At 72.0% G+C, this 13,819-nt stretch carries 11 protein-coding genes; 4 read left to right on the forward strand and 7 right to left on the reverse strand.

Going from position 1 to position 13,819, the window contains the following annotated elements:
- Nucleotide 1: 1 nt before the first annotated feature.
- The 5 genes from ACFWV2_RS05490 to ACFWV2_RS05510 all read right to left on the reverse strand — a co-directional run bounded on the left by ACFWV2_RS05490 (nt 2) and on the right by ACFWV2_RS05510 (nt 4,383).
- Entirely contained in the window at nt 2-991 is a 990-nt protein-coding gene (locus tag ACFWV2_RS05490; protein ID WP_384401994.1) for an aldo/keto reductase, read from the reverse strand.
- A 175-nt stretch (nt 992-1,166) separates the two neighbouring features.
- Entirely contained in the window at nt 1,167-1,763 is a 597-nt protein-coding gene (gene thpR, locus ACFWV2_RS05495; RefSeq protein ID WP_384401997.1) for an RNA 2',3'-cyclic phosphodiesterase, read from the reverse strand.
- A 36-nt stretch (nt 1,764-1,799) separates the two neighbouring features.
- A complete protein-coding gene (locus ACFWV2_RS05500) occupies nt 1,800-2,369 on the reverse strand; it encodes an FG-GAP repeat domain-containing protein (RefSeq protein WP_384402000.1) in 570 nt (189 codons plus the stop codon).
- Nucleotides 2,370-2,574: 205 nt separating this feature from the next.
- A complete protein-coding gene (locus tag ACFWV2_RS05505; RefSeq protein ID WP_384402003.1) occupies nt 2,575-3,912 on the reverse strand; it encodes an MFS transporter in 1,338 nt (445 codons plus the stop codon).
- Between the two features lie 27 nt (nt 3,913-3,939).
- Nucleotides 3,940-4,383: a MarR family transcriptional regulator gene (locus ACFWV2_RS05510; RefSeq protein WP_360794739.1), complete on the reverse strand. Its 444-nt coding sequence runs from the start codon at nt 4,381-4,383 to the stop codon at nt 3,940-3,942.
- 201 nt (nt 4,384-4,584) lie between these two features.
- On the opposite strand from ACFWV2_RS05510, the gene ACFWV2_RS05515 reads away from it, so the two are divergent.
- A complete protein-coding gene (locus ACFWV2_RS05515; RefSeq protein ID WP_384402006.1) occupies nt 4,585-4,845 on the forward strand; it encodes a hypothetical protein in 261 nt (86 codons plus the stop codon).
- A gap of 11 nt (nt 4,846-4,856) precedes the next feature.
- Here ACFWV2_RS05515 and ACFWV2_RS05520 read toward each other — a convergent pair whose 3' ends face one another.
- Nucleotides 4,857-6,302: an NCS2 family permease gene (locus ACFWV2_RS05520; RefSeq protein WP_384402009.1), complete on the reverse strand. Its 1,446-nt coding sequence runs from the start codon at nt 6,300-6,302 to the stop codon at nt 4,857-4,859.
- A gap of 149 nt (nt 6,303-6,451) precedes the next feature.
- Between ACFWV2_RS05520 and ACFWV2_RS05525 the strand changes: the two genes are divergently transcribed.
- The 3 genes from ACFWV2_RS05525 (at nt 6,452) to ACFWV2_RS05535 (ending at nt 10,332) form a co-directional block, all read left to right on the forward strand.
- Nucleotides 6,452-6,745, forward strand: a complete 294-nt coding sequence (locus tag ACFWV2_RS05525) for a DUF2530 domain-containing protein (RefSeq protein ID WP_384402012.1) — start codon at nt 6,452-6,454, stop codon at nt 6,743-6,745.
- Nucleotides 6,746-6,952: 207 nt separating this feature from the next.
- Nucleotides 6,953-9,361, forward strand: coding sequence for an HAD-IC family P-type ATPase (locus ACFWV2_RS05530; protein WP_384402015.1), 2,409 nt, complete (start codon nt 6,953-6,955; stop codon nt 9,359-9,361).
- A gap of 119 nt (nt 9,362-9,480) precedes the next feature.
- On the forward strand, nt 9,481-10,332 hold the full coding sequence (locus ACFWV2_RS05535) for an MBL fold metallo-hydrolase (RefSeq protein ID WP_384402018.1): 852 nt from the start codon (nt 9,481-9,483) through the stop codon (nt 10,330-10,332).
- 175 nt (nt 10,333-10,507) lie between these two features.
- Here ACFWV2_RS05535 and ACFWV2_RS05540 read toward each other — a convergent pair whose 3' ends face one another.
- The gene (locus ACFWV2_RS05540; RefSeq protein WP_384402021.1) at nt 10,508-13,657 is read right to left on the reverse strand and encodes a sacsin N-terminal ATP-binding-like domain-containing protein; all 3,150 of its coding nucleotides are present in this window, start codon (nt 13,655-13,657) and stop codon (nt 10,508-10,510) included.
- Nucleotides 13,658-13,819 lie beyond the last annotated feature (162 nt).

Consider the following 13,819-nt stretch of genomic DNA (forward strand, 5'->3'; position numbering starts at 1 on the left):
ATCACCAGGCGAAGGCCTCCGGGGAGGGGCCCGGACCCGGGAAGATCTCGTCGAGCTGGGCCAGGAGCTCCTCACCCAGCTCCACCTCCAGGGCGCGCAGCGCGCTCGTCAGCTGCTCGGGCGTACGCGGGCCGACGATCGGACCCGTCACGCCCGGCCGGGTGAGGAGCCACGCGAGGGCCGTCTCACCCGGTTCCAGTCCGTACTTGTCGAGCAGGTCCTCGTACGCCTGGAACTGCTTCCGCGCCGCCGGGTCGGCGAGCGTGGCCGCCGCGCGTCCTTCCGTACGCCGCCTGCCCTCGGTCTCCTTCTTCAGGACGCCGCCGAGGAGGCCGCCGTGGAGCGGGGACCAGGGGATGACCCCGAGGCCGTAGTCCTGGGCGGCCGGGATCACCTCCATCTCGGCGCGCCGCTCGTAGAGGTTGTAGAGGCACTGTTCGCTGACGAGGCCGACGGAGCCGCGCCGGGCGGCGGTCTCGTTGGCCTGGGCGATCTTGTAGCCGGGGAAGTTGGAGGAGCCGGCGTAGAGGATCTTGCCCTGCTGGACCAGGACGTCGATCGCCTGCCAGATCTCCTCGAAGGGGGTCGAACGGTCGATGTGGTGGAACTGGTAGAGGTCGATGTAGTCGGTGCCGAGGCGCTTGAGGCTGCCTTCGACGGCCCGGCGGATGTTCAGCGCCGAGAGCTTGTCGTGATTGGGCCAGGCCTCGCCGTCGGCGCCCATGTTCCCGTACACCTTGGTGGCGATGACGGTCCTGTCGCGGCGGCCGTCGCCCTTCGCGAACCAGGAACCGACGATCTCCTCCGTGCGGCCCTTGTTCTCACCCCAGCCGTACACGTTGGCGGTGTCGAAGAAGTTGAGCCCCACGTCCAGCGCCGTGTCCATGATGGCGTGACTGGTGGCTTCGTCCGTCTGGGGGCCGAAGTTCATCGTCCCGAGGACGAGACGGCTGACCTTGAGTCCGGTGCGTCCGAGCTGCGTGTACTCCATGGACGTCAAGCCAACTGCTTCGAGTGCGCTCGAAGCAAGGGGGTGCCCGCGGGGCGGCGGGCGACGCGCGCCCCGCCTACAGGCCGGTCACGGAGGCCACCGCGATGATCGCGAACATCAGTACGAGCACGCCGGCCATGATGCGGTTACGGGTCTTGGGATCCACCCTTCGAGGCTAACCCGCCCGGACGTCCCGCCCGCCCCCGGCTCCCTCGAGGGGCCAGCCGCCGACCCTCTCGTACCGCGGCTGCTCACCCGGCACCCCGCTCACCGGCAGGTTCGAGCGGACGAGCGCCAGCTCGGCCACCTGCCACCGCGTCCCCTCGAAACCGTCGAGCACGTCCAGGAACGGACGCAGGTCCACGTGGTCCGTCCGCCCGCGCCCGAGCGTCAGGTGCCCCTGGTAGCGGCGGTGCTCGTCCATCGGGATCCCGGCCCGGCGCGCGGCGGCGTCCGCGCGCTCGGCGAGCAGTCGCAGCTCGTCCAGGTCCCCGGCGACCCCGGTCCACAGCGCGCGCCGCCCGAAGTGCCCGCCGCCGTGCAGCCGCAGCGGGAACGGCGGGGTGCGGTGCGCGGCCCTGGCGAGCCGGGCCCGCAGCTCGGGCAGCCGCTCCTCGTCGACCTCGCCCATGAAGGCGAGCGTGAGGTGCCACCCGGGCCGCGAGGTCCACCGCAGCCCGTCCGCCCCCGGGAGCCGGTGCAGCCGGTCCACGACGTGCGTGAGCTCGGCCAGCTGCTCCGGGGGCGGCAGGACGGCGGCGAAGAGCCTCATGGGGAGAGTCTGGCAGCCGCCCGGCCGGACCGGCTCTCAGAAGAGCTGGTTGTACGCCGTCTCGGCGGGGGCGACGCCGGTCCCGGTGGCGGACCGGGGCGCGAACGGGACGTTGTAGTCGCCCGTACCGGGGTAGAAGTAGGTCGCGCCCGCCGGCGTCCGGGCGTAGACGTCGGGGCGGCCGTCCTTGTTGCCGTCGCCGATGCCGACGATGTCGGCGTACACCTGCCAGCCGCCACCGATCCGCGTGCGCGGCGCGAACGTGCCGTCGCCCTTGCCGAGGTACGTCCAGAGCACGCCGTCTGGTGGTCCCGACGGCGAGCCGGGTGCCCGGATGACCTTGGAGTCCCCGTCCGCGTACCGCGTCCAGCGGACGACGTCGTCGGCGTCCCGGGTGAGGAAGCCGGTGGTGCCCGCGCCGATCAGCGAGCCGCCCGAGGCGAGGAACGGGACCTGGATCGGGGCGGCCCGCACCGCGGTGAGAGCGGCGGCCGCCGGTGCGGGTGCGGCGGTCGCGGCCGGGGCGGTGAGCGAGGCGGTCGTCACGGCGGCGAGCACGACGCCCACCGGGATCACGAGACGGCGATACGACGAAGCTGTACGCAAGGTGTATTCCTCCCCAACCCGATGTATACGCCCCTTACGACCAGCGAACTCCTCGAAGGGTTGTGCGACGTGATCGAGCGAGGAAGATCGAGACCGACGAGCGCACGCACGAAGGCGGACCGGCCGGACGACGACGGGAGGCCCCGGCCCCGGCGGACGCACACCCACCGCCCGGCCACCCACCAGGCCGCCGCCCGCCCCAGGGCTACGCCGCCGTCGCCAGCCGCTCCCGTGCCACGAACCGCACCTGCGGGTGGCCGTGGCGCCAGGCCATCGCGACCTTGAGGCCGCCGATCTTCGCGAGCACCAGGCCGACGACGACCGCCGCCACCAGCGAGATCACGCCGCCAGTGGCGAAGCCGACGCGGGCGCCGTACGTGTCGGTGATCCAGCCGAGGAGCGGCGCGCCGATCGGGGTGCCGCCGGCGAAGACCATCATGTAGAGGCTCATCACGCGGCCCCGCATGGCCGGGTCGGTCGCCATCGTGACGGCCGAGTTGGCGGTGATGTTGACCGTGAGGCCGATCATGCCGATCGGCACGAGCAGCAGCGCGAACAGCCAGAACGTCGGCGACAGGGCCGCCGCGATCTCCAGGACGCCGAAGACCCCGGCCGCGAGGACCAGCATCCGCAGGCGGGTCGAGCCGCGCCGGGCCGCCGCGAGGGCGCCCACGAGGGAGCCCGCGGCCATGAGGGTGTTGAGGAAGCCGTACGTACCGGCGCCGACGTGGAAGACGTCGCCGGAGAAGGCGGTGAGCCAGATCGGGAAGTTGAACCCGAACGTGCCGATGAAGCCGACGAGGACGATCGGCCAGATCAGGTCGGGCCGTCCGGCCACGTACCGCAGTCCTTCCCGCAGCTGGCCCTTGCCGCGCGGGGCGCGTTCCACCTTGTGGAGTTCGCCGGTCCGCATGAGCAGGAGGCTCACGAGGGGGGCGAGGAAGGACAGGCCGTTGAGGAGGAAGGCCCAGCCGCTGCCGACACCGGCGATGAGGACACCGGCGACGGCGGGGCCGACGAGCCGCGCGGACTGGAAGTTCGCCGAGTTCAGGGAGACGGCGTTGCGCAGTTGGGCGGGGCCGACCATCTCGGCGACGTAGGCCTGCCGGGCCGGGTTGTCGACGACCGTCACCATGCCGAGGAGGAAGGCGATCAGGTAGACGTGCCAGACCTGGATGTGGCCGGAGAGGGTGAGGACGGCGAGCGCGAGGCCGCAGACGCCGAGGGCGGCCTGGCTGACGAGCAGCAGGTTCCGCTTCGGGTAGCGGTCGGCGATGACACCGCCGTACAGGCCGAAGAGCAGCATCGGCAGGAACTGCAGTGCGGTGGTGACGCCGACGGCGGCGGCCGAGCCGGTGAGGCTCAGGACCAGCCAGTCCTGGGTGATGCGGGCCATCCACGTGCCGGTGTTGGAGACGATGGCTCCGGTGAAGAACAGCCGGTAGTTGCGGATGCGGAGCGAGGAGAAGGTTTCCCCCCGCCCACGGGTCTTGAGGGTGGGTTTGTGGACGGGTGCGGAGTCTGCTCCGGGTCCCGTACTCAAAATGCGTTCGCCTCCTCGGCGCGTGGACTACAGGTGGGCGAGCTTCTCCAGGACGGGGGCCGCGGCGCGCAGCTTGGCCCATTCGTCCTCGTCCAGACCTTCGGCGAGGGTGGCCAGCCAGGCGTTCCGCTTGCGGCGGGACTCTTCGAGCATGGCCTCGGCCTGCTCGGTGGGGCTGACGACCTTCTGCCGGCGGTCGTCGGGGTGCGGCTCCAGCCGGACCAGTCCCTTGGCTTCGAGCAGCGCGACGATACGGGTCATCGACGGCGGCTGTACGTGCTCCTTGCGGGCCAGCTCACCGGGGGTGGCGGAACCGCAGAGGGCGAGGGTGCCGAGCACCGACATCTCGGTGGGGCTCAGCGACTCGTCGACGCGCTGGTGCTTGAGGCGTCGGCCCAGTCGCATGACGGAGGAGCGGAGCGCGTTCACGGCCGCGGCGTCGTCGGCGGTGCCGTGGGACAGGTCAGGCATGTTCGTTAGCCTAACTCATTACCCTGTCTAAATACCAGCCGGATCGCGTCGGCGTCGCACGGATCACACCCGCACCTGGCGGCACACATGGCAGCACAGCGCCGGGCAGATCACACTCCGGTCTCCATGTATCACCCGAACGAGTGAGCCGGATCCAGAAAGTGACGCGAAGAGGCCCCGGCTGCCCCGACCCTGAACGACATGGGATCGACAGTGCTCAGCCTGCGCATCGACGGTGAGCTGCTCGACCGGCTCAGGAGCCACGCCGCGAGAAGAGGAATGAGCGTCCAGGACTATGTCGTCCGGACGCTCATTCGGGAGGATTTCGACGAGCGGTTCCAGACCGCCGTCGACGAGACGGAGAGGTTCTACGGGCAGTCCGACGAAGCGGGAGGCGAGACGGACGACGCGGCGGCCGTCCCGCCCCGGCATCACGCGAGGCCGGGCGCCGGCATCGCGTAGCGGTTACCGGATCACGTGAGGCCGAGCGCCGGCATCGCGTAGTAGAAGACGAAGACCGCCGACACGACGTACATGGCCACCGGGACCTCACGGCCCCGGCCGGCAGCCAGCCGCAGAACGCTGAACGCGATGAAGCCGATGCCGATACCGTTCGTGATCGAGTACGTGAACGGCATCATCACCATCGCCAGGAACGCCGGCACCGCGATGGTGAAGTCGCTCCAGTCGATGTCCTTGACCGAACCGGCCAGGATGAGGAACCCGACCGCGAGCAGCGCGGGCGTCGCCGCCTGGGACGGGACCATCGTGGCCAGCGGTGTGAGGAACAGCGCCACCGAGAACAGACCGCCGGTCACGACCGAGGCGAGACCCGTGCGCGCACCCTCGCCCACGCCCGCCGTGGACTCCACGAAGCAGGTGGTGGCCGAGGAGGAGGTCGCGCCGCCGGAGGCGACGGCCAGGCCGTCCACGAGCAGGACCTTGTTGATGCCGGGGAAGTTGCCGTCCCTGTCGATCAGCTTGGCCTCGTCGCCGACGCCGAGGATCGTGCCCATGGCGTCGAAGAAGCAGGAGAGCAGCACGGTGAAGACGAAGAGGACGCCGGTCAGGTAGCCGACCTTCGCGAAGCCGCCGAAGAGGCTGACCTCGCCGACCAGGCCGAAGTCGGGCGAGGCGACCGGGTTGCCGGGCCACTCCGGGGTGGTCAGACCCCAGGAGGGGACGGTCGCGACCGCGTTGATCACCATCGCGACGATCGTCATGACGACGATCGAGATGAGGATCGCGCCCGGCACCCTGCGGATGATCAGGGCGAGGGTGAGGAGCGCGCCCAGGACGAAGACCAGGACCGGCCAGCCGGTGAGGTGGCCGTCGGCGCCGAGCTGGAGCGGGACGGTGGTGTGCGCGGCGTCGGGGATGCGGGAGACGAAGCCCGAGTCGACGAGCCCGATCAGCATGATGAAGAGGCCGATGCCGATCGCGATGCCCTTGCGCAGGCCGACCGGGACGGCGTTCATCACGCGCTCGCGCAGACCGGTCGCGACGAGCAGCATCACGACGACACCGGCGAGGACGACCATGCCCATGGCGTCGGGCCAGGACATCTTCGGCGCGAGCTGGAGCGCGACGACGGTGTTGACGCCGAGGCCGGCGGCGAGGGCGATCGGGACGTTGCCGATGACCCCCATGAGGAGCGTCGAGAACGCGGCCGTGAGGACGGTGGCCGTGACGAGCTGGCCGCTGTCGAGCTGGTGGCCGTACATGTCCTTGGCACTGCCGAGGATGATCGGGTTCAGCACGATGATGTAGGCCATCGCGAAGAAGGTGGCGAAGCCGCCACGCACCTCGCGGGCGACGGTCGAACCGCGCTCGGAGATCTTGAAGTAGCGGTCGAGGCCCGAGACGGGGGCTTCGGGGCCCTCGGGGGAGGAGGCCTTGGCGGCGGCCGTGGTGCTCATGGGGTGGGGTTCCTCTTCGGAGAAGTCCTTTATTGGCGGTTCATACGAAGGAAACACGCCAGAGGCAAACCGTTTCAGTATGAACACATGAACGAGCGAGCGTCTATCTCCGCGCGTAGATGAGAAACGCGGCCACCTAGACTGGCCCCATGGCGAAGTGGACACCGAAGCACGAGGCACCCGAGCCCCTCGAAGGGCCCGTCGTCAGCACCGTCACCGGCGGCACCATCCTCTGGTTCGTCCTCTTCCTCGTCCAGGTCCCGTTCTACGGCTGGTTCGACGACCGGGACCTCACCTGGTGGGTGTGGACCTGCCTGGCCGGCGCGGGTCTCGGCCTGATCGGCATCTGGTACGTACGGAAGCGCGAAGCGGCGATCAAGCGCCACGAGGCGGCGCGGTCGGCGGGGGCGGGATCCGCCCCGGAGACGACACCGGGGGCGTAGCCGACCCGGACCGGGGGCGTCGGCACGTGGCAGCCCCGGACCCGGCGCGTCGGCGCGTAGCCGACCCGGACCCCGGGCCCTGCGCACCCCCGACCCCGACCCGGGGCATCCGCGCGTAGCACCTGGGGACCATTCCCCTCCTCCCACGGTCTGATCTTCGTCCTTCCCGGCGGGTGAACGCCCCGTTCCGGCCGTACCGTCGAGAACATGACTCAGCGGGCGAAGATCGACACGGACGGCAGGGAGACCGAGGCGGCCGACCCGCCCGTCATCCACCGCGCCGCGGGGCTCACCTCGGCCGAGGTCGCCGAACGCGTCGCGCGCGGCCAGGTCAACGACGTCCCCGTACGGAGCTCCCGCTCCGCGACCGACATCGTCCGCGCCAACGTCCTCACCCGCTTCAACGCGATCATCGGCGTGCTCTGGGTGATCATGCTCGTCGTCGCGCCGATCCAGGACAGCCTCTTCGGCTTCGTCATCGTCGCCAACACCGGCATCGGCATCATCCAGGAACTCCGGGCCAAGAAGACCCTCGACGGACTCGCCGTCATCGGCGAGTCCAAGCCGACCGTCCGCCGCGACGGCGTGACCGCCGAACTCTCCACCTCCGAGATCGTCCTCGGTGACCTGATCGAACTCGGCCCCGGCGACAAGGTCGTCGTCGACGGCGTCGTCGCCGAGGCCGACAGCCTGGAGATCGACGAGTCGCTCCTCACCGGCGAGGCCGACCCCGTGGTGAAGAAACCCGGCGACCCGATGATGTCCGGCTCGTTCGTCGTCGCCGGCGGCGGCGCCTTCACCGCCACCAAGGTCGGCCGCGAGGCATACGCGGCGCAGCTCGCGGAGGAGGCCTCCCGTTTCACGCTCGTCCACTCCGAGCTGCGGTCCGGCATCTCCACGATCCTCAAGTACGTGACGTGGATGATGGTCCCGACCGCGATCGGGCTGATCATCAGCCAGCTCGTCGTCAAGGACAACGACCTCAAGAACTCGATCGCCCGCACGGTCGGCGGCATCGTCCCGATGATCCCCGAGGGCCTGGTCCTGCTCACCTCGGTCGCCTTCGCCATCGGAGTCGTACGCCTGGGCCGCAAGCAGTGCCTCGTGCAGGAACTGCCCGCCATCGAGGGCCTCGCCCGCGTCGACGTCGTGTGTCTGGACAAGACGGGCACGCTCACCGAGGGCGGCATGGACGTCACCGAGCTGCGCATGCTCGACGGCGCGGACGAGACGTACGTACGGAAGGTGCTGGGGGCCCTCGGCGAATCCGACCCGCGCCCCAACGCCTCCCTCCAGGCCATCATCGACGCCTACCCGGAGACGGTGGAGTGGCGGTGCACGGAGGCGCTGCCGTTCTCCTCGGCCCGGAAGTACAGCGGCGCGGCCTTCAGCGAGGGCGACGGCGAGAACTCGACCTGGCTCCTGGGCGCCCCGGACGTACTCCTCCCCGCCGACGACCCGGTCCTCACCGAGATCGACCACCTCAACGAACAGGGCCTCCGGGTCCTCCTCCTGACCCGTACGACCCGCGAGCTCGACGACCCCGAGGTCGCCGCCGACGCCCGCCCGGCCGCGCTCGTCGTCCTCGAACAGCGGCTGCGGCCCGACGCCGCCGACACCCTCGCCTACTTCGCCGACCAGAACGTCGCCACCAAGGTCATCTCGGGCGACAACGCGGTCTCGGTCGGCGCGGTCGCCGCGAAGCTCGACATGGCAGGCGCGGAGAACACCGTCGACGCCCGCACCCTCCCCACCGACCGGGAGGAGATGGCGAAGGTCCTCGACGAGAACGCGGTCTTCGGCCGGGTGTCCCCGCAGCAGAAGCGGGACATGGTGGCGGCGCTCCAGTCCCACGGCCACACCGTCGCCATGACGGGCGACGGCGTCAACGACGTCCTGGCTCTGAAGGACGCCGACATCGGCGTCTCCATGGGTTCGGGATCGGAGGCGACGAAGGCGGTCGCGCAGATCGTCCTGCTGAACAACAGCTTCGCGTCCCTGCCGTCGGTGGTGGCGGAGGGCCGGCGGGTCATCGGCAACATCACCCGCGTGGCGACCCTGTTCCTGACGAAGACGGTCTACTCGGTGCTCCTGGCGGTCCTGGTGGTCTGCTCGCAGGTGGAGTACCCCTTCCTCCCCCGCCACCTCACGCTGCTGTCCACCCTGACGATCGGCGTCCCGGCGTTCTTCCTCGCGCTCGCCCCCAACAAGGAACGCGCGCGGCCGAACTTCGTACGGCGGGTGATGCGGTACGCCATCCCCGGCGGCGTCATCGCGGCGGCGGCCACCTTCACCACGTACCTCCTGGCCCGGCACCACTACAGCGGCGCAGGCGCTCTGGAGGCCGAGACCAGCGCCGCCACCCTCGCCCTCTTCCTGGTCTCCCTGTGGGTCCTGGCGATCATCGCCCGCCCGTACACCTGGTGGCGCCTCGCCCTGGTCGCCACGATGGGAGGCGCCTTCCTCCTGGTGCTGATCGTGCCCTGGCTCCAGGACTTCTTCGCCCTGAGGCTCGTGGGCACGACCATGCCGTGGGCGGCGGTCGTCATCGCGGCGGCGGGCGGCCTGCTCCTGGAGGTCACGTGGCGGTGGGTGGACCGCAGGTTCCCGGCGTAGGGGCGACCGCGCGAGAAGCCCGGATCCGACCGGTCAGGACCTGCGTTTGACGGCAGCCCGGCGCGGGGCTGCACTGGATGCATAGGCGCTGCGGCGACTCCGCGTGAGGGAGAACGGCGATGACCACCACGGACACGTTCGACCTTCTGCAGCCGTACAGGATCGCCGAGGAGACGTTCGTCATCCCGTGGGCCCTGGAGGCCCCGCCGGTCGGCCACTTCCCGATGAACTCGATGGTGATCCGGGGAGCGGAACCGGTCCTCGTCGACACCGGGGCGCCCGCGGTGCGCGCCCAGTGGCTGGAGGCGGCCTGGTCCGTCGTGGATCCCCTGGACGTACGGTGGATCTTCCTCACCCACGACGACCGCGACCACGCGGGCAACCTGCTGGCGGTCCTCGCCGCATGCCCGAACGCGACCCTGCTGACGACGTGGTTCTCCCTCGGCCGCATGGCCGAGGAGTGGGAGACGCCCATCAACCGGTGCCGTTTCATGATCGACGGCGACACGATCGACGCGGGCGACCGCACCCTGGTCGCCAAACGGCCGCCCCTGTACGACAACCCCACGACCCGCGCTCTCTTCGACCGGAAGAGCCACGTCCTGTGGTCCGTCGACACCTTCGCCACGAACGTACCGGCCCCGATGCCCGAAACGGCGGCGCTGTCGCCGGACGACTTCCGCGACGGCCAGTTCTTCGGCGGGAGGCTGGTCGCTCCCTGGGTCGCGCTCCTGGACCCTCAGAAGTTCGGGAGCGTCGTCGACGACTTCCAGCACATGGACGCCGAGGTCATCGCCGGCTGCCACTGCCCGGTCCTGCGCGGCCCCCGGATCCCCGAGGCCTACGACCTCCTCCGTCGGCTCCCCGGGATCCCCCCGTGGACGGAGTTCACCCAGGCCGACCTGGACCAGTGGATGGCGGACGCCGAGAGCTCGGTTCCGCCGGAGCAGCCCCGACCGTCGGGGACGTGAGCGGCGTCCTCCTCCGCCCGGGCCTCCTCGTCCAGCAGATCCCGGACGCTCACCCCGGCGAGACGACGCACGTGCGCGGGCGGCAGGGCGGCGGTGAGCGAACGGACCACCCGCTCCGGGGGTGGCCACCCCCGGGCACCGGGCAGGCAGGGCCGCCCCGGAGCCTCCCCCGGCCTCAGTCGAACCAGCGGTCCCGTGCCAGTTCCGTCGTCCTCGACGGGTCCTCCAGGAGGGCTGCCACTTCGAAGCGGCGGGGCCACTGGCCTGCGGACCAGGCCAGGGCGGCCGCTACGCCCTCCAGGGTGGAGGCGTGGATCACGCCGTCCGGGGTGCGGCGCCAGTCGAGTTCCGTGTCCGCCGCCCGGAGTTCCTCGTGCTCGATGTACGAGGAGGGGGTGGCCGGGCCCAGGAGGGTGCGGATCGCGTCCGGGACCTCGTGTTCCTCGCCCTCCGTCGTGACCTCCGCCTCCACCGTCTCGCTCAGCCGGCGCACCTGGAGCAGTTCCGCCAGGTCCGCCGCGCGGGACGGCGACACCGGGAGCAGGGGCAGGTCGGCCGTCAGGGGCAGGAGGTCCGGGGCATCGGCCACCAGGGCCTCCGAGGCGTCGACGACGACGAGGGTGCCGTCCACGACCGCCCGCAGTTCGTCCGGGAGGGTCACCTGTTCCGGGTCCAGGTCCGCGAGGGCCGTGTACAGAGCGTGGAGTTGCGTGGCCGACACCTCGCGGTCCGGGTCCGCGAGGCGGGTCAGGAGTTCCGCCGCGCCTCCCGGTTCGTCGAGGAGGGCCGCGACCGAGGTGCGGACGCCCAGGGCGCGGAGGACCTGCTCATCCTCGAAGCCGGTGGCGTCGGCGGAGTCGTACAGGCCGATGAGGAGGGGGTCCGTGCCCGCCGCGCGCAGTCCCGCCGGGCGGCGGCCGTCCAGGACCGGGTGGTCGCGGAGCCACCACGCCGTGTACGAGCGGACCGTCTCGGTCGTGCCGTCCGGGAGGAGGACCCGTACGGGCTGGGTCAGGGCGTCGCGGAGCGGGGGCCGGGCGAGGAGCGCCAGCGCCTGCGGCCAGGCGTCGTCGTCGACGAGGTCCAGGTCCCGTACCGCCACGATCTCCGTCGCCACCGGCGGCACGGGCGATTCGGGGAGCCGGTCGAGGACGTCCTCGCACCACACGTCGACCGCGTCGAGGAGTCCGGCGTCGTCCGGCTCGGGGTAGTCGCCGTCGCGTGCTTCGACCTCGTCCGGGTCGAGGAGCAGGTCGGTGGCGCGGACCAGGGCGAAGGTGGCGAGGACTCCGCAGGCGGCGAGGGGCTGTTCGCCCCAGCGTGCGGCCAGGTCGGCGTCCACGTGGGCCAGTTCGTCGGCGCGCATGAGGGAGGCGAAGGGGGAGCCGGGGAGGACCAGTTCGCCCGCTGGGGAGAGTTCGCCGTCCTCGTCGGGGAGGGCGAGCGCGCCCAGCCAGGGCTCCTCGCCGGGCTCCAGGTCCGCGTCCCGTACGAGGGTGAGGACGGTCTCGGCGAGTTCGTCCGCGTCGAGCGCGTCCCCGTCCTCGTCCCAGATCTCGCCCGCGTCGAGGGAGGCCGCGACGGCCGCCCTCACCTGCGGGGTCGTCAGGACCGCGCGGGGCGTGGCGGGCAGGGCGCCCAGCTTCTCCAGGAGCGGGTGGGCGGCCTCGGGGTGGGCGACCTTCAGGCCGAGCCGGGTCAGTTCGGCGGGCGTCCTGTCCTGCGGCAGGAGGACCTGGCGGGGGCCGATGGCCGTACGGATACGGGCGCCGCCGCCCTCCTGCGGCTCCGCGAGGGGGACGGGGAGGCCCGTCAGGCGGTCCGGGTCGACGCCGGCGAGGGAGTCGTACAGGCGCCACCACCACGTCGGGGCCCGGTCCACGCCGGCGAGGCGGTCGATCGCCTCGGTCAGGGGGACACGGCCGACGCCGAGCGTGCGGAGCTCCGGGCGCCGCTCCAGGCCCGCCGGGAGGAGCGTCGGGAAGACCTCCGCGAGGACGCCGACGGTGTCCGCGCCCGCGCCCTCCGCGACCTCGGCCTCGATCGGGCGGAGCGCCGGGAGTTCCTCGGTGGGGGCGGCGGGCGCCAGGAACGCGACGCGCGGCAGCCGGTCGAGGATCGCCTCGCGCAGCGCCCCGTCGAGGGGACCCTTGCCGAGCGGGCCGGGGACGAGGTCGAGCGTGGCGGTGGTCACCGGCTGCCAGTCGGCGAGGAGTTCGGCGTACGCGTCGGCGGCGCGCTGCACGAGGAAGTCGGTGAGCGGTCCGGGCGCCGGGTGCCGTCGCGCGGTGTCGAGCGGCAGGGAGGCGATGAGGAGGGCGGGGATGCCGAGTGGTTCGTCGGTGGGGGTGGGGGCGTGCACGACGGGGGTCGTACGGGGGTAGCGGGGGGCGCCGTCGGCGTCCACGGGTACGGCCCAGGTGACGGACCAGTGGGGGCGGAGGCGTTCCTCGACCGGGCGGTCCTTGAGGAGTCCGGCGTCGAGGGGGCCGCCGTGGGTGACGGTCCGCCAGCGGTGGACGCCGGTGGCGGTGTCCTCGATCCGTACGTAGCCGTCGTCGTCGGAGCGGGTGAGGGTGCGTACGCCCTCCGGGGTCTCGACGACGATCTCGGCGAGACCGGGGAGGGTGAGGAGCAGGGCGTCGTCGACGGAGTCGAGGAGCCGTTCGGCGAGGTCACGGGCGGCGGTGTCGCGGAGGGGGAGGACGACGACCGTGTCGTAGCCCTCGGGGGCCGAGCCCTCGGCGGGCAGCGGGAGGCGCAGGAGGGGTACGTGGCCGTCGCGGCGGCGCAGTTCGTCGCCGAGGCCGGGGCTGCGCCCCGCGGCGTCGGCGGCGAGTTCGCGGGCTTCGGCGAGGGACCAGCGGACGCCGCCGTGGCGGCCGAGGACGGCGGGCTCGTCGGTGACGGCGAGGACGGCGGCGAAGCCGACGCCGAAGCGGCCGACGGCGCCGTGGGTCTGCTCGCGCTTGGCGGAGGCGCGGAGCGTGGAGAGCGACTCGGCGCCGGCGGCGTCCAGGGGGGCGCCGGTGTTGGCGGCGGCGAGGGCGGCGGGGCCGTCGGGGTCCGCCGGGTGGAGGGTGAGGCGCAGGCGGCCGGGGACGCCGGCGCGGTGGGCGGCGTCGGCGGCGTTCTGGGCGAGTTCGACGACGAGGCGGTCGCGGTAGCCGCCGAGGGCGAGGTCCTCCTCGGCGTTGGCGTCCTCACGGAACCGGGCGGGGGAGGCGCCCCAGGCGTCGAGCACGCCCTGCCGGAGCCGTGCGGTGCCGAAGGGGTCGGTTCCGTCGGTCGTCGTCCGGACGCTGACGCTCACGTCTGACTCCACTCTGCGGTGCGGGGCGCGGGGGGGGGGGGGGGGGGGCGGGTGCCGGACCCGAAGGTCCGGGCCCGAAGGTACCGCGCTCCGACCTGCCCGTGCGCCCGGGCACGTCCCGCTCCCGGGGCGCGCGGAAGCACGTCCCGGGGGTGTGGGGCAGGCGCGGACGCA

The organism is Streptomyces sp. NPDC058671 (assembly GCF_042716475.1).
GTDB lineage: Bacteria > Actinomycetota > Actinomycetes > Streptomycetales > Streptomycetaceae > Streptomyces.